General features: G+C 43.2%; 12 protein-coding genes. 9 read left to right on the forward strand and 3 right to left on the reverse strand.

Going from position 1 to position 16,389, the window contains the following annotated elements:
* Positions 1 to 868 precede the first annotated feature (868 nt).
* The 7 genes from hpsJ-B to V7K27_RS25205 all read left to right on the forward strand — a co-directional run bounded on the left by hpsJ-B (position 869) and on the right by V7K27_RS25205 (position 10,551).
* Entirely contained in the window at positions 869 to 1,711 is an 843-nt protein-coding gene (gene hpsJ-B, locus V7K27_RS25175) for a hormogonium polysaccharide biosynthesis protein HpsJ (protein WP_334950942.1), read from the forward strand.
* A 119-nt stretch (positions 1,712 to 1,830) separates the two neighbouring features.
* A complete protein-coding gene (locus tag V7K27_RS25180; RefSeq protein ID WP_334950944.1) occupies positions 1,831 to 2,739 on the forward strand; it encodes a glycosyltransferase family 2 protein in 909 nt (302 codons plus the stop codon).
* A 736-nt stretch (positions 2,740 to 3,475) separates the two neighbouring features.
* Positions 3,476 to 4,189 carry a DUF502 domain-containing protein gene (locus tag V7K27_RS25185; protein WP_334950946.1) on the forward strand — a complete coding sequence of 238 codons (714 nt, stop codon included), beginning with the start codon at positions 3,476 to 3,478 and terminating at the stop codon, positions 4,187 to 4,189.
* A 122-nt stretch (positions 4,190 to 4,311) separates the two neighbouring features.
* Positions 4,312 to 4,953, forward strand: coding sequence for a transcription antitermination factor NusB (nusB, locus tag V7K27_RS25190; protein ID WP_334950948.1), 642 nt, complete (start codon positions 4,312 to 4,314; stop codon positions 4,951 to 4,953).
* 160 nt (positions 4,954 to 5,113) lie between these two features.
* Positions 5,114 to 6,340: an RNA-guided endonuclease InsQ/TnpB family protein gene (locus V7K27_RS25195; RefSeq protein WP_334950949.1), complete on the forward strand. Its 1,227-nt coding sequence runs from the start codon at positions 5,114 to 5,116 to the stop codon at positions 6,338 to 6,340.
* Between the two features lie 47 nt (positions 6,341 to 6,387).
* Positions 6,388 to 8,043: a signal recognition particle-docking protein FtsY gene (ftsY, locus tag V7K27_RS25200; protein ID WP_334950950.1), complete on the forward strand. Its 1,656-nt coding sequence runs from the start codon at positions 6,388 to 6,390 to the stop codon at positions 8,041 to 8,043.
* Between the two features lie 1,119 nt (positions 8,044 to 9,162).
* Positions 9,163 to 10,551, forward strand: coding sequence for a PP2C family protein-serine/threonine phosphatase (locus tag V7K27_RS25205; RefSeq protein ID WP_334950952.1), 1,389 nt, complete (start codon positions 9,163 to 9,165; stop codon positions 10,549 to 10,551).
* An 857-nt stretch (positions 10,552 to 11,408) separates the two neighbouring features.
* Here the strand turns inward: V7K27_RS25205 and V7K27_RS25210 are convergent.
* Together V7K27_RS25210 and V7K27_RS25215 are read right to left on the reverse strand one after the other, a co-directional pair.
* Positions 11,409 to 12,692 carry an ankyrin repeat domain-containing protein gene (locus V7K27_RS25210; RefSeq protein ID WP_334950954.1) on the reverse strand — a complete coding sequence of 428 codons (1,284 nt, stop codon included), beginning with the start codon at positions 12,690 to 12,692 and terminating at the stop codon, positions 11,409 to 11,411.
* Between the two features lie 164 nt (positions 12,693 to 12,856).
* On the reverse strand, positions 12,857 to 13,834 hold the full coding sequence (locus V7K27_RS25215) for an aromatic ring-hydroxylating dioxygenase subunit alpha (protein WP_334950955.1): 978 nt from the start codon (positions 13,832 to 13,834) through the stop codon (positions 12,857 to 12,859).
* A gap of 396 nt (positions 13,835 to 14,230) precedes the next feature.
* Between V7K27_RS25215 and V7K27_RS25220 the strand changes: the two genes are divergently transcribed.
* Positions 14,231 to 14,701: a DUF4079 domain-containing protein gene (locus tag V7K27_RS25220; RefSeq protein ID WP_334950956.1), complete on the forward strand. Its 471-nt coding sequence runs from the start codon at positions 14,231 to 14,233 to the stop codon at positions 14,699 to 14,701.
* Between the two features lie 51 nt (positions 14,702 to 14,752).
* Here V7K27_RS25220 and V7K27_RS25225 read toward each other — a convergent pair whose 3' ends face one another.
* Positions 14,753 to 15,427 (reverse strand): DUF1997 domain-containing protein, encoded by a 675-nt coding sequence (locus V7K27_RS25225; protein WP_334950957.1) that lies wholly within the window; start codon positions 15,425 to 15,427, stop codon positions 14,753 to 14,755.
* Between the two features lie 178 nt (positions 15,428 to 15,605).
* On the opposite strand from V7K27_RS25225, the gene V7K27_RS25230 reads away from it, so the two are divergent.
* Positions 15,606 to 16,262 (forward strand): NAD(P)H-binding protein, encoded by a 657-nt coding sequence (locus V7K27_RS25230; RefSeq protein ID WP_334950958.1) that lies wholly within the window; start codon positions 15,606 to 15,608, stop codon positions 16,260 to 16,262.
* Positions 16,263 to 16,389: the final 127 nt, after the last annotated feature.

The following is a 16,389-nucleotide window of genomic DNA, read 5'->3' on the forward strand; positions in this document are numbered from 1 at the left end:
AGATGAGGGAGATGAGGGAGATGAGGGAGATGAGGGAGATGAGGGAGATGAGGGAGATGAGGGAGATGAGGGAGATGAGGGAGATGAGGGAGATGTAGTTAATAGTTAAAAGGGCGGTTAGAAACCGCGTCTACACGAGACTTTACCCACCTCCGTGGGTTTCAAACACTCATTTTTTTTTAGTCCGCGTAGGCGGACTTCGCTTGTATAGCCGCGAATTCTATTCGCTAGGGCTAAGAGGGTGTTTGAAAAGTATTTAGTTGTGATTTTAGGCACTTCTAGATCCCCCCTAACCCCCCTTAAAAAGGGGGGAACCGGAATCAAAGTCCCCCAATTTATCGGGGGATTTAGGGGGATCTAGAACGTTTTGCTACCAAGAAGAGGACTTTTCAAACAACCTCTAACGAATCGCACGCACGCACATCAGTCTTTTCTTATATCTTGCACCAGGCGACTAGAAGTCGCGGCTACACGAGACTTTACCCACCTCCGTGGGTTAAAAATAAAAACCTTTGATTTTCTCTTAGTCCACGGAGGTGGACTTCGTTTGTATAGCCAAGCCAGTGCGGTCTTGGGGGTTTCCCCCATGAGCAACTGGCGTGCGATTTCTAATCGCCAGGACTAGGTGCAAGATGTGAGTTTTCCTTCATCCCCGCATTAGCTGCGTATCTTCAAATACTAGGAATTTCCTGAAGACACTGCACATAACAAATGTTACTGTGTGGCTAGTTGAAAACCAAGAGGCAGATAGCCTTTACCAGTATTGAATCTGCTTTGTGTTTCTATACAACAGTCACGGTGATAGGCACAATATTCAAGTAGCTTGAAATATGAACATCACTCGTATTCACCGCCAGTTTGAAAAACTATGGTTAACCGTTTTACTTCCGTGAGTACTGCCCTCACTGTTAAGGTAGTTGGAATAATCTGTATTTTGTCCTTTTTCGTGGACTTTTTGATTCTATTGTTACCCTTTCAACCTACTGATCGGGTATGGCAAATCAACTTGGCAACAGCGCTAGTTGATCGGGGAATTGTTCCTTTAGTAGGTTTAGGGCTTCTGTTTACTGCCTATTGGATTGATAGTGCTGATGCCGGAAGCGATCGCCCCCAAGGTATCGATTTAAGATTTCCCGCCGTGATCCTCTCAAGTATTTTAGGGTTGATGTTCTTGCTAATTTTTCCCTTGCACCTCAATAACGTCAATCAAGCTAAGACTCAAACAGTCAACCGCATCACCCAAGAAGCAGATCAGGCAGAAAATCAACTGAACACTCGGTTATCGCAATTGCAAGCACAACTGACTACTGACCAAGGAAAAGCTCAACTAGAGCAGCTGCGAAACCAAACCAAAGCTCAGTTTAGTGAAATCCTCAAAGATGACCAAAAATATAAGCAAGCTCTTGAAAGCTCTCAAATTCCCGCAAATATCAAAGATTTACTGAGGAAGGCTAAAAAAGATCCTCAAATACTTGACAAAGCTATCGAACAACAAACAGATATTCAGACGCTGCAAACTCAACAACTGAGCCAACTTCGCCAGCGCAGAGACGAAGCACAGCAACAAGCTAAAGATACTGCTTGGAAGTCTGGACTACGGATTGGAATTAGCAGTTTGCTGTTATCCATTGGTTACATTATCATTGGCTGGACAGGCTTAAGAGGTAGAGGTGCTGTACAAGGTGGTAAACCTAGAGCTACTGCACGTTAATCTACTATTGGCATGGCAGTAGGACGTATCCAATAATTGTTGACGGCTGATACTGCCATGCGCCCAATAACCATAAAAAGGCAATTATCACTGAGTAAAATCACTATAAAACTTGGCTAATGTTCTCAATTTACATCCTGACATATAACGAAGAACTAGATATTGCTGCTTGTATCGAATCGGCGATGCTATCGGATGACATCATTGTTGTGGATTCATGCAGTAGCGATCGCACTGTGGAAATCGCTAGTCGCTATCCCATCCGCGTTATCCAACACGCTTTTGAAAGCCACGGACGCCAACGCACCTGGATGTTAGAGTCTATCCCCGCACAGCACGAATGGGTTTACATTCTCGAAGCTGACGAGCGCATGACACCAGAACTGTTCGCGGAATGCGAAAAGGCAAGTCAGAATCCAGACTACATCGGTTACTACGTGGCTGAACGTGTCATGTTCATGAATCATTGGATTCGCTACAGCACACAGTATCCCCGTTACCAAATGCGCCTCTTCCGCCACGGTAAAGTGTGGTTTACAGACTACGGTCATACTGAGCGGGAAGTTTGTGAGGGTGCAACTAGCTTTTTAAAAGAAACATATCCTCACTACACTTCTAGCAAAGGCTTGAGCCGATGGATTGAAAAACATAACCGTTATTCTACAGATGAAGCTCAAGAAACATTGTATCAATTAGAGCAAGGAAAGGTAAACTGGCGAGATTTATTCTTTGGCAAATCGGAAATCGAAAAACGCCGCGCCCTGAAAGATTTGTCTTTGCGTTTACCCGCTAGACCGTTGCTACGGTTTATATATATGTATTTTATCTTAGGCGGCTGTTTAGATCGACGCGCTGGACTTGCTTGGTGTACATTGCAGGCATTCTACGAATATCTGATTTTGCTCAAAGTCTGGGAAATGAAGTATCTACCAAAACCTAATTTAGACGCAACAGTAATTCTGGCACAGGAGAGTATAGAACAGGTGCAGTGCGCCGATTCTGAAACTACACAGGCTGATGTGGCGTGAAGAAGTTTTGATTCAAAAGTAGCGATCGCCTCTGGTGGGCGGGTATGCGATCGCAAAATCAGAACTTAGAACTCAAGAGTTATTGATTAGGGTAGTACAGGAGTGCTACATCTAAACGAGAAGCACTGAAAATTGAAAGCCATAGATCCCTGACTTCTTGGAAAAGTCGGGGATGTTGTTTCTGATGATTTAGAACTGCCATCAATATATAATAAATTAAGATTTTTAACGGAACATTTTCATAAAAGCCGCTCCTGCTCAACTAGCCAGATAAAATCATTCCTCAATTTACCTGGCCGTGCTTTCGCAATCATCACCAAATTTTGATTGAGCGCGGTAGATTAGTAATATTTAAGAGACTTGCAACAATCATTTACAAGTCTTACAAAGAAAAGTAACATCCTCTGAGAATAGCCACTCGCCATCGGATTGGTTGATGTCTATGTGTATGCTATCGGAAAATAGCTGATTTCCAGCAACAAGTACGTGTTTTTGCGGCAGCAGCCAAGGTGCTAGCGTTTTGGACAGTTACTTGCGGCAGAAGTTGCCAAAGTTAAAGTCTTCGGAATTTGACGAATCTGCTGGTATGGATACCAATTAGGACTTACGCAAAACCACACGCTATAGGGGCAATTCATGAATTGCCCTAAGAAGAAAATCACTCTTTTCGGCTATTGTTTGCGTAAGTCCTGCCAATAACAAAAGTTCCTCTAGCTTAAAACAGGAGAATCGGGGCTTGGTAATCGATCGCCTAAAACAGGACTTAAAAAACGACCTGATTGCTGGTTTGTTGGTAATAATTCCCCTAGCAACCACTATCTGGCTGACAATTACCATTGCTACTTGGGTAATCAACTTCCTCACCCAAATTCCCAAACAACTGAATCCCTTTGATGGGTTAAACCCAATTTTAGTAAATATACTGAATTTATTAGTAGGATTAGCTGTACCACTACTAAGTATATTATTAATGGGCTTGATGGCTCGCAATATTGCTGGGCGCTGGTTGTTAGATTTTGGTGAGCGATTATTACACGCAATTCCTTTAGCGGGACAGGTATATAAAACCCTCAAACAGCTTTTAGAAACAATCTTAAAAGATTCTAATGGCAAGTTTCGCCGGGTAATTTTGGTAGAGTATCCCCGGCGAGGAATTTGGGCGATCGCCTTTGTCACGGGTGCAATCAGCAGTGATATTCAAGCCCAGATGTCTCGTCCCGTGCTAAGTGTTTTTATCCCCACCACCCCGAATCCCACTACCGGATGGTACGCAGTCGTTCCTGAAGACGAGGTGGTGAACCTCTCTATGTCCATTGAAGATGCCTTTAAAATAGTTGTATCAGGTGGGATTGTCGCCCCCAATACGCCCTTGGTTTTCGCCAAAGAATCCACACTGGAAGTGAAACACGACGAAATCAAGCAGCAGGTTATTCCCGTTGAAGAAACTTAAAATCAATCTGGCATACTCACAAGCAAATGCGTAATGTTGTTGTTTGACTGTGCCAAAGTTGATAGACTTATAAGTTTGTCCCGCCTAGTTAATCAGTTCTCGCACAATCACCCCTCACTTTTATGCAACCTCGGAAACCCCAGCAAATTGCTCGTGAATTGGCGCTTTTAAGCCTTAGCCAATTGCCAGTCAACCCAAAGAAATTAGATAAATTGGAAGACGATCAACTAGTATCCAAGTTGGTGCTAGGAGCAGTACGCACTCTGACCTCAGAAGTGCAAGATACCCTCGATAATGCCGCAGGTGAACTGCAACGCAGTAACGATCGCCTCTTAAGTAGCCAAACTAGGGCTTCCGACATCAATACTGCTAGAACAATGCTGCAAGAAGCGATCGCCTGCACCCAGACAGCAATCAATCAGTTGGGTACCGCAGTTGATTTCCCAGTATTGATTCAGTTAGCTAATCAGGATAAGGGAGTTCGGAATTACGCAAAAGAGCTTGTGATTACCGTCAACGAAAATCGACACATTATAGATCAACTCCTTTCTACTGCCTTAGTAGATTGGCAAGTAACTCGCCTCGCCCAAATTGACCGCGATATCCTCCAAATCGCTGTGGCAGAAATGAAGTTCTTAGGAGTTCCAGACAGTATCGCCATCAACGAAGCTGTGGAACTAGCCAAACGCTACAGTGGAGACGATGGTCATCGGTTTATTAACGGTGTTTTGCGCCGAGTCAGTGACCAGAAAAAGAGTGCGTAGTTTTTTTATACTTATATGGACACTCGGTAAGCGTAAAACTCAGTCCCCTTAGGGCTGAGATATAAGCGACGCGTGCGATTTTAATCGCCGTATTCTGATGATATCTGGCTATTTTATGTAGGTTACGTTAACATAAGATTGTAGTTGGTAGGTCGAGCCGATGATAGTTTACGAGTTCAAAATTAAAGGAAAAGATAAGCAATATCGTGCAATAGATGACGCTATTCGTACCAGCCAATTCATTCAAAATAAAGCTTTACGCTATTGGATGGATAATAAAAATGCTGGACGATATGACCTCAATAAATATTGTGCTGTATTAGCTAATGAATTTCCCTTCGCCGATGAACTCAATTCAATGGCTAGGCAATCTGCTGCTGAACGTGCTTGGAGTGCAATATCTCGGTTTGACAATAACTGCAAGAAAAAAGTTAAGGGTAGAAAAGGCTATCCAAAGTTTAAGAAAAACTGCCGTTCTGTTGAATATAAAACATCAGGATGGAAGCTTTCACAAACTCGCAAAGCTATAACTTTTTCAGACAAAAAAGGAATAGGCTCTCTGAAACTAAAGGGAACCTACGACTTAAATTACTACGAGATTAAGCAGATTAAGCGTGTTCGCTTGGTGCGCCGCGCCGATGGGTATTATGCACAATTTGCGATTGACGTTAATGTTAGGGTCGAAACACAACCATCTGGGCAGGTAGTTGGTATTGACTTGGGATTGAAATATTTCATTGCTGATAATAAAGGCAACGTGGAGCAGTCACCCCAGTTTTACCGCAAGTCTGAAAAGCAGCTAAATCGTGCTAACCGCAAGAAATCCAAGAAGTACGATCCGAAAAAGAAAAAAGCCAAAAAGCCGCAATCAACCAACTACCACAAAGCTAGAAATCGATATGCCCGTAAGCACTTAAGAGTAAGTAGGCAGCGAAAAGAGTATTGCAAGCGTGTTGCATACTCCGTCATCCAATCTAACGATTTGGTCGCCTATGAAGACTTAAATGTTAAGGGCTTGGTACGTAATCGACATCTGGCTAAGTCAATCAGTGATATTGGCTGGTCAACTTTCCGCTCATGGTTAGAATACTTTGGACATAAATATGGGAAGGTAACGGTCGCCGTTCCTCCCCACAACACAAGCCAAAACTGCTCTAACTGTGGTCAGAAGGTGAAAAAATCTCTGTCTACTAGAACTCATGTTTGTCCCTATTGTGGGTACACAGAAGACAGAGATGTGAATGCAGCCATCAACATCTTAAAATTAGGACTTAGTACCGTGGGGCACACGGGAACTTACGTTTGGGGAGATTTGCCCTCTTGGGCGATTGGTGCAAACCTGTCGTCTAACGGCGAGTCATTGAACCAAGAATCTCAGTGGCTTTAGCCCTGAGAGTGTCTAAACTCATAATTCATATAACCAATACTTCTGCAATGGTTTTTAATTGGTTCCGTCGTCAATATAACGATTCTTCTGATACTCCCTCTCAAAAGAAGCAGGAAGAAACTCCTCCTGCACAAGAACCCCAACCAGAGCCAGCCGAAACGTCAATACCAACTGCTGAAACTGCACCAGACACAACGGCAGATTTGTTGGCGTTTGCTAAAGCTGCCTACAAAAATATTCAGCAAAAACAACAAGCCGAGGTAGTAGAAACCCCGCCAGATTCAGCAGATACCTCAGCACAACCTGAAACTCCAGAAACGGCAATTGCCCAAATCGCCGAACCAGAAGCAACTGAGGAACCTGTTAGTACAACGGTAGAAATTGCACAGCCAGAAGTTATCCCAGCTGCTACTGAGTCAGAAATTACAGAAGATTCCTCAGTGGCAGCAATTCCCGATCAGCCAGATATCAAAAGCCCAGAACTAACCACAAGTGAAGCTGAACCAATACCCACCGAACCACTAGCTACGCCAGAGGCAGCACAGTCAACAGGACTATCTTTCTTAGAACGGGCGGCGGCAGAACGGCAAGCCAAGCTGGAACAACTAGTAGCCACCGCCATTGAAGTCCCAGAAGCGGAGGTAGTACAGCCAGTAGCTGCAACCTCAGAGACAGGAGAGGAAATTCCTGGACTGGTATTTGATGATGGGTTTGTCTGGTCGGCGAGAGTCCTAGCAGCTCAAGGTAGAAGTCCAGAAGACGTTTCTATTGAAGAAATTACCTGGCTGAAAAAGCTTCGGCAAGGGTTAGACAAAACTCGCCGTAGTATTCTCAACCAACTCAAAGCGATCGTTGGTCAAGGACCGCTTAACCAAGCTGCCGTGACGGAAATTGAGGCATTGCTCCTGCAAGCTGATGTGGGTGTAGAGGCGACAGACTTTATTATCAATGCCCTACAGAAAAAACTTCGAGAAGAAGTTACCGCACCAGAAGAAGCGATCGCTTACCTGAAAAAAATCCTCCGGGATATGCTGGATGCACCAAGCATTACATCCCATAAAACTACCTTTACCCCAGAAAAAGAAACCTTAAACATTTGGTTAATCACCGGGGTGAATGGTGCCGGGAAAACCACCACCATCGGCAAAATTGCCCACTTGGGACAAAAATCTGGCTATAAATGCTTGATTGGGGCAGCAGATACCTTCCGCGCCGCCGCCGTCGAACAGGTGAAGGTTTGGGGTAGCAGAAGTGGTGTAGAAGTAATTGCCAATCCGGGAAAGAATACAGATCCGGCAGCAGTTGTGTTTGATGCGATCGCAGCCGCTCAAGCGCGTCAAACCGAATTACTTCTGATAGATACAGCTGGGCGACTGCAAAACAAGAAAAATTTAATGGACGAACTCGGTAAAATCCGGCGAATTATCGACAAAAAAGCCCCAAATGCCAAAGTAGAATCTCTTTTAGTTCTAGATGCCACTTTAGGTCAAAATGGACTGCGGCAAGCTGAAGTTTTCTCTCAAGCTGCCCAACTGAGTGGCGTTGTCTTAACCAAGCTGGATGGCACCGCTAAAGGCGGCGTTGCCCTTGCTGTTGTGCAGCAGCTAGGTTTACCCATTCGCTTTATTGGTGCTGGCGAAGGAATTGAAGACCTGCGCCCCTTTTCCAGCTATGAGTTTGTGGAGGCCCTCTTGAGTGGCTAGTTGAAAAATTTGGAGTTAAAAATTTTTCTTGACAAGCTGATAAATTTAGGGATGACTAAATCTGGTATTATCACTTGAACTAACTAGTACCGCTTTGCGTAATTCGTAATTCGTAATTCGTAATTCGTAATTACTGTTCCGTAAGGGTTTTAGACATTTCAAATGGGTGGCTTATTTACGCCGTGCTGTACTAGTACACTATGGCGGAATTCAAAATTCACTGATTCAAAATTAAAACAGGTATACAGCGTAAGCGTTGGGAGCATCTCAGTTTTGCAAATATACCAGATGAGAAAAAAGATTCTTGCTCCCTCTCCTTACTAAGGAGAGGGTTGGGGTGAGGTTTTACAAGGCTTTTTAAGAAAGTGAGATGCTCCCGTAAGCGTTTCATTGATTTTGAATTGGTGTTTTATTTACGCCGTGTTGTACTAGAAACAAAATACTGGAAACATCTCAAGCCCTAAAACCATGAGTTTGTCCCAATAAACCTGACTCAAAAGATAGCTTAACTCACTTTTGTCTCGTTTCAATGGGTTTAAGTTTTGCATCTTCAGCAACTCAAAATTCCTAAAACGAGAAATTCAAAATGGAAAAGCTTAATTTTGGCCATTATCCCGACAATTATGGTATACAAATTAAGTATTTGAGGACTTATTTACATATTCTCAGGTTTGGGAATGAGTGTAAGTCTGTTTTTTCCCAACCCAAGCTCGATTTGAGCGCTTCTAGAGGTTTTCACTCAAAATACTTCTAGTCTCCTAGTTGCCTCTGCCAAACAGTCACTCTGAAAACGTTAGGAATTATTCTTTGAATAGAGTATTTTTATAACTTTAGAGATATGCTTTGGGAATTAAGTTATGAAAAAATGAAAAGCTTTCTTAACTATCACCGAAACTAGTAATTTTTACGGGTTGGATTTGGACTAAAAATACATGATTTGAAATTACGAATATTCCATCAGAAATACAATAAGCAAATAAAATACTTATAAAATTTGCCTGTTACGTCTTTATACTCTTGCTAAAATCACAAGTATTGTCTAAATATGGTTTAGCAATGCCAAAGCCAAAAGATTTATAAGTAATCTAAAATCTACCAATATAAAGTGCAATAGTACCTGTGCCTGTGTCTCAACTGCCCTCTCAACCCACTGAAAACAATAGTAGTGCTGCGACGGATGTCACACCAGTCGTGGCACTCAAAGAACTCGTGGCAAGGTTGCACCGGGAACAGAACAAAATTCAAGATTTGCTAAGTTCTTTAGGATTTGCCCTGAGAAGTTTCAATAATTTGAATCAGTTTTTGGAACTGATCCCGCTGATGGCAACAAGAGTGACGGATGCAGACGGCAGCGCCCTGTTTCTCTACAAACATGGTCAAGTCAGGTTAGAGCAGTTACATTGGCAAGATAGTCGCCAGCGAAAAAATATCCGCAAAGCGCTAGAAATAGCCAGCAGTCAAATCACGCTTATACCCAATACTGCCCCTCTAGCCAATGCCACGGGGATTTTGGATGACCAGATGCATCACTATTTGGGGCCAGATGTACAAATCTTTGGTACGGCGATTCTGGTGAAGCATACAGAACGGGGATGGCTCTATGTCTTGAGCCGCGATCCAGAATATAGTTGGACAGAAACTAGGCAAAAGTTAGTTAGGTTAGTGGCAGACCAAACAGCAGTAGCGATCGAAAACGATGAACTAGCTGTAGAACTAAGAAAAAAAGAACGCTTAGACCAAGAACTAGAAATTGGCGCAGAAATTCAACGGCGACTTCTGCCACGTCAATGCCCCATAATCCCTGGAGTAGTCCTGGCGGCACGTTGTAAACCTGCCAATCGCGTCGGCGGAGACTACTACGACTTTATTGCTACCAATCACAATAAGATTCAGCCCAAGACTAAAGACAGCACGGAAACTAGTCGCTGGGGTTTGGTTATTGGAGATGTCATGGGCAAAGGTGTCCCGGCTGGGCTAATTATGACGATGATGCGGGGAATGCTAAGGGGAGAAGTGCTACATGGTAATTCCCCAGCCGGAATTCTACAAAACTTAAATAGAGTTATGTATGCGGATTTGGAAAATTCCCACCGCTTTGTAACGCTATTTTACTCAGAATATAATCCCTACAGCCGAATTTTGTCTTATAGTAATGCGGCACACAATCCTCCTTTGTGGTGGCACGCAGCTACGAAAACTGTCAGCCGTTTAGATACTCTAGGAATGTTAATCGGTTTGGATGCTAACAGCCAATATGAAGATGCCCAGGTACAGTTAGAGTCTGGGGATACGATTATTTATTATACAGATGGCTTGACCGATGCTGCTGCCGCAGGTGGCGATCGCTTCGATGAAGAGAATTTTGTCACTGGCTTCAATACGGCTTGTAAGTACTGCAATGGCCCAGAAGAGATTGTGGATTACCTATTTGACCAAGTTCAGCAATTCATCGGTGCTGATAAGCAAAACACTGATGATATGACACTAGTTGTTCTGCAAATTTTATAAGAAGAATTCAGAACTCAGGAGCGGAGCCGGAGACGCTCCGCCTCCGGTCAGAATAAAGTCATGAATTCTGTACGAGTGGGTGATGAATATTGGTTAAAACCTCGCCCCTGGCGATGCCCTGACTTGTGCCGAGTGCAGCCGAGGTAGCTTTGTCGAAGGGTGGGCGAAAAAAATTAAAATATTCTCGCCTTAAAACTCTATCCCTTTATGGGTAGAGTATTCGGAATTCTGAATTCTGATTCCTGAATTCTGACTTCTGAATTCTTCTTCAATTATTTTTTCTTTGACTTTCGGTAGCGATCGCCCAAATAGTCTCACATCAGCCTTTTTTGGTGACTTGTTTGTATTTAGCCTTTAGGATTATACATAAAAAATGATCCTTAGAATACTTTTCTGTTCAAGTAAAAACTATATATTTTGCACATCTAGCACAGTAGGAAACGCCAAGGGGGAGACTAGGTAAAAGGTAAAAGGTACAAGGTAAAAAGTCAAAGGTAAATTTACTTGTTCATTTTTGCTTTATTTCTATCCTTGTGACGCAAGCATTTAGCCTACTCCGTTTTGGCGTTTTAATTTTTCCTTTCTCCGCCGTAGCAAGTTCACAACAGCTACGACGGAGTTTTGCTTTCTTTGTTTCTCACGTCCAGATTTAGTTTTTTTTAAACTTCTTGGTATTTAAGTCGATAACCTTGATTTAATGATTTGTCAAGATATTTATGAGAAAATTTTAGATGAAGAATTCAGATGGCTATTAGCTAAGTTGATGTGCAGCTAAATTGTAGAACACGAAAACCCAAAAATATTGTAGTGCGGGCCGAAAAGCCCGCGTCCAATATACAAATTAAATACGCAACAGCTTATTCTTGCGCCCCAGCTTTTTGCAGACTCCCCACGACATTCTTATAACCATTAAATTCTGCAATCATCAAAGCAGTATAACCACCCCGGTTTTTTAAATTCACATCTGCCCCAGCTTGGAGTAATAACTGTACAATTTCGTCATAACCTGCTGAGGCAGCCCACATCAATGATGTCGCCCTGGCGGAGTCTTGAAAATTCACATCTGCCCCCTTTGCCAGCAGTAAATGTATAATCTCTGTGTGCTTGCGTTCGGTTGCCTTGAGCAAAGCAGTTTTGCCATCATCCCCCGGAGTGTTGGCATCAGCACCATAGTCTAGCAATACTTTCACTGTTTGGGTGTGTCCTTGTGATGCAGCCAACGTTAAAGGTACTTCACCAAGGTTTTTCCCATTAATATCTCCCCCAGAATGCAGCAATGCCTCGACAATTTGGCTGTATCCCTGCAACGCTGCTACAAGCAGTGGTGTATCACCCAGATGGTTTTTAATATGGACATCTGCACCCCTGTTAAGTAACACTTGCACTACATCAATGTAGCCTTCCACAACGGCAAGATGTAGGGCAGTTTCATCATCTTGGTCTTGGAGATTAATCTCGGCACCTCGATCTAGTAAAGCTGCTGCGATCGCACTCTGTCCAGCTGCTGCTGCTGCTAATAAAGCAGTTCCACCATCAGCGTTTTTCACATTCACATCCGCCCCTGCTGCTAGGAGTGCTTCCACAATCTTCAGATGTCCCAAGTCTGCCGCTAGCATTAAGACTGTCTCACCCTCCTGATCTTGAATATTGACATCGACACCAGTTTGGAGAATTGCTTCTATAACTTCTATTTTTCCCTGCTTAACGGCGAGTTTCAACGCAGTATCATCATCTTTGTCTGCGATATTAACTTGGGCACCAGCAGCCAATAAAACTCGCACTACATCGATATGACCTTTGAGTACTGCTGCCATTAAAGCTGTGCTGCCATCTTCATTAGTGGCATTGACATCAGCACCTCTGGATAATAAAAGCTGCACAATGTCAAGCTGTTTGGCACTAGCTGCCAACATCAAAGCTGTCAAACCATAGAGTTTTCTGGGCAAGTTGATATTTGCCCCGGCATCTAACAGCGATCGCCCAATTTCGGTGTAGCCTAAATTCGCAGCAAACATTAACGCCGTCGTGCCTTGGCGATCGCACACATCCACCAAGACCCCAGCGGCCAGTACCGCACACAGCCCCTTGATATCGCCACTTTTAGCAGCTTTTAGCAGCAAAGTATCGTTGTTTTCAGTCATGGATGAGATCCCATACAGGGGGTTTTGTTCGTCTATTCTTAAAATTTAGCTCAAGTAGCATTCATCCCACGCCATAATCAAAGATTATGGCGTGGGATGAATGCGAGTGAGTTGAGGTGATCTAAATCTTTTTTCTTAACCATAATGAGAAGCATCGCCAAGTTCTAAATAGTGCCGAAAGTAACGCCCTGTTGTTTGAGCCACTTACGGTATGCAATAGAATAGCGATCGCTCGGTAAATGTACTTCTGCTTGCAAATCCAAAGGTAAGCGTCGGGGTTGCTGGGACTCGACAATGGCAATATCTTGACTAGCAACTTGATTTTGAATATCTAGATAGACTTCCACTCTTACTTCACGGACGCTGTTCACCATTAACCAATATTGCGCTACGCACTCATCTTCATCGACTGGCGTAATTGTATAGAAGATATTTAAACGATGATCTCCAGGACCGAGTTTAAAGTATGCCACTAGCGGACGGAAGATGCGGTAATCGTAAGTGTTGAAAATCAGTGGTGCTTCGAGAGGATTACCCGAATTAAAATCTAGTTCCCACAAACCACATTTGAAACTAATCCCATCTGGAAGAGACTCTAATTCATAGTGCGTCAACTCAGGACGACTGGCGAGGGCAAATAATCCCGAATGCATAATTGGGAAGTGTGCCGGATCGATGAAATTTTCCAGCGCCCGCAGAGGGCTAGAGTGATAGTAGTAGGGGCCACAGAAAATCTTGCGATAGACCGGATCATCCCACTCAGAAAACGGAGCTATGTCTTGTTTTGGTGTCCCTAAACAAACCCAGAGCAGATCGTAACGCTCTTGAACTTGGTAAGTTTTTACACAAGCTTGTGCGGGGGGCGATTGGTCTGGATTAGCTGGAACTAGTACACATTTACCCTCGCTGTTAAAGGCTAAACCGTGGTAAGGACAAACAAGGGTATCTTTATTGACATATCCTAGAGAAAGACGAGCACCACGATGAGGGCAAACGTCTTGCCAAGCTAAGACTTTGTTGCCATTATGCCAGAGGACTATATCTGAGCCTAATAAGCGCTTGTGCAGGACTGTTCCCGGTTTGAGGTCTTGCGATCGCGCTATTACATGCCAATCATTCTGCAAAATCTGGTCTTGCACCATGAGTATCGACACCCATCAGGTTAAATACCTATATCTTAATCATCTTAATTTGGAACGCGATCCTAAACGCCTATCATGTTCACAAAGAATTTTACGTAGTTCTTGATATTTTTGACTATCTGCTTAAAAATACTTACCTAAACTTGAGCCTTAGCTAAGAATAGAGATTTCTTCCCCCTTCAACCAAGGATGTCGGCATCTTCTTGTCCAGAGGCGTTAAGTTTCGGTCAAGCCAACCGTACTTTATCTATGGGTGCATTCATTAAGTTCACAAATTTAGTCCAACTCTTTTCTTCTCTCCTCATCCCTCAGTCTCTTTTAATTTGGGCAACTTTAAGCACATAAAATAGAGTTATGCTAATTTTTATGAATATTTAATACTTGGGCGAGAACACTATGAGTCTGGAACTTTCTGCGTCGGTAAAATATTGGCTGAACTTCATTCATCCGGTGCTGATGTGGGCGCTATTAGCACTCTCAATTTATGCTGCCTACTTGGGGCTGCAAGTACAGCGTACCAGAAATGCTCAGGGGGAAGAAAAGAAAGAACTGATTAAAGGTAGATATAACCTCAGACACTACCAAATGGGGTCTATACTCCTAGCTTTGATGGTGACAGGTGCGATCGCTGCTATGGCTGTCACTTACATTAATAACCAAAAGTTATTTGTCGGGTCTCACTTACTAGCAGGACTGGGTATGATGTCTTTGATTGCATTTTCTGCTGCTTTGTCTCCTTATATGCAGAAAGGAGCAAATTGGGCGCGTGCAACTCACATTCTGTTGAATTTCACCCTTTTGGGACTTTTTGCTTGGCAGGCTGTTACTGGCGTGCAAATTGTCCAAAAAATTCTCACTAAAGCATAGTTAAGTAATCCTTTGTCAGTTGTCATTAGTTTATGACAACTGACAAATGACTCACCGTTTTTGCTTGGAATTGCCACCACAGGGTATTTCTAAAGATTTCTGAAAATCTTCTTGAACTTTGCGAGTTAAGCGGCGGGAGACTTGGCGGACAATTTGGTTAAGTAAGCGATCGCCTGTAGATTGAATTATAGCTTGGGGTAAGCGCTGAATAAACCTGGGAAAGTGCAAATAAACCTTTAAATCCAATTCCCATTCAACTCTCGTAACCTCAGCAATGCTAGTGGAAGGATCGGTTTCTATTAACTGTAGAGATGCCCGATAATCTACGTCATAACCAGGCGGATGGTAATCAGGAATGGGGATTGTACGGATGCGGTAAATACCTTCCTCTGGGGGCAACAATTCCAAACCAATTTTCGGTTCGACTTCATAACCAAAAGCACCAAAACGACCAATTACTAAAGCGTAGCCATTTTCCCCAAGTGATTGCACTTTCATGGGTTGGGCGCAATGAGCAAACCATGAGGCGTGAGCATTAAGATATTCAGCAACCTTCTCTCTTGGGGCAGGCATTTCCATACAATCTTGATAACTACCGGAAAATGTTGTGAGCGTCGCTACATTTGCTTGGATTAATACGTCCTGGGCTTGTTCTTGGCTGGACGCTACAGGTAAAACTGCTTCTGTTATTTCCCAGGATTTATATTCGCTTTTTCTTGAAAGCATAAATGCGTTACTGTATAATTTTTTGATCGTCTATATTTATAGTTCCCCAGATGCTTGGGTCATTTAGTACTAGTATCCCATTTTTACCGAAACCTCATTAATCTGCCATCAACTCCATAGAATTACTAAAATAAAGAACTGAACAAGCACATAATAGTTTTCCAGGATAGCATTTCTCATGAAAGCATTTGTAGCAGGGGCAACGGGTGAAACAGGCCGCCGGATTGTGCAAGAGTTGATAGCGCGGAATATTCCCGTCATAGCCTTGGTGCGGGATATAGAGAAAGCTAGGGGTATTCTGTCTCCTGAAGCCGAATTGGTAGTAGGCGACGTATTACAACCAGAAACTCTGAATGCTGCGTTGGGAGATAGCACAGTTTTGTTGGTTGCGACTGGGGCAAAACCTAGCTTTGACCCCACTGGCCCCTATAAAGTGGATTTTGAAGGGACTAAAAATTTAGTAAATGCTGCTAAGGCAAAGGGAATTGAGCATTTTGTCTTTGTTTCTTCTTTGTGTACTTCGCAGTTATTCCATCCACTCAACTTGTTTTGGCTGATTTTGGTGTGGAAAAAACAAGCTGAAGAGTACATCCAGAAAAGTGGTCTTACTTATACGATTGTGCGGCCTGGTGGTTTGAAGAATGAAGATAACCTCGACGCGATCGTGATGCAGAGTGCTGATACACTTTTCGAGGGTAGCATCCCCAGGCAAAAAGTCGCTCAAGTTGCTGTTGAGGCGCTGTTTGAAGCAGATGCACGCAATAAAATTGTCGAAATTGTTGCCAAACCGGAAGCAGCCTCAAAAAGTTTTAAGGAGCTATTTCAACAGTGCTGATATCCGATCTAAATTGACCTAGCGATTTTAGATTTTAGATTTTAGATTTTAGATTGTTTCGGTTCATGCCCCGCCCGAAGTCAAGCGGAATAAATTCAAAATCCAAAATCCTTGCATCTTCAAGCCT

This window comes from Nostoc sp., from assembly GCF_036919575.1.
Classification (GTDB): Bacteria; Cyanobacteriota; Cyanobacteriia; order Cyanobacteriales; family Nostocaceae; genus Nostoc.

What these genes read in the sequence shown, in the direction of transcription:
- hpsJ-B (WP_334950942.1), top strand. Translation starts at nt 869, where the DNA reads ATGGTTAACCGTTTTACTTCCGTGAGTACTGCCCTCACTGTTAAGGTA.
- V7K27_RS25180 (WP_334950944.1), top strand. Translation starts at nt 1,831, where the DNA reads ATGTTCTCAATTTACATCCTGACATATAACGAAGAACTAGATATTGCT.
- nusB (WP_334950948.1), top strand. Translation starts at nt 4,312, where the DNA reads ATGCAACCTCGGAAACCCCAGCAAATTGCTCGTGAATTGGCGCTTTTA.
- V7K27_RS25195 (WP_334950949.1), top strand. Translation starts at nt 5,114, where the DNA reads ATGATAGTTTACGAGTTCAAAATTAAAGGAAAAGATAAGCAATATCGT.
- ftsY (WP_334950950.1), top strand. Translation starts at nt 6,388, where the DNA reads ATGGTTTTTAATTGGTTCCGTCGTCAATATAACGATTCTTCTGATACT.
- V7K27_RS25210 (WP_334950954.1), bottom strand. Translation starts at nt 12,692, where the DNA reads ATGACTGAAAACAACGATACTTTGCTGCTAAAAGCTGCTAAAAGTGGC.
- V7K27_RS25215 (WP_334950955.1), bottom strand. Translation starts at nt 13,834, where the DNA reads ATGGTGCAAGACCAGATTTTGCAGAATGATTGGCATGTAATAGCGCGA.
- V7K27_RS25220 (WP_334950956.1), top strand. Translation starts at nt 14,231, where the DNA reads ATGAGTCTGGAACTTTCTGCGTCGGTAAAATATTGGCTGAACTTCATT.
- V7K27_RS25225 (WP_334950957.1), bottom strand. Translation starts at nt 15,427, where the DNA reads ATGCTTTCAAGAAAAAGCGAATATAAATCCTGGGAAATAACAGAAGCA.
- V7K27_RS25230 (WP_334950958.1), top strand. Translation starts at nt 15,606, where the DNA reads ATGAAAGCATTTGTAGCAGGGGCAACGGGTGAAACAGGCCGCCGGATT.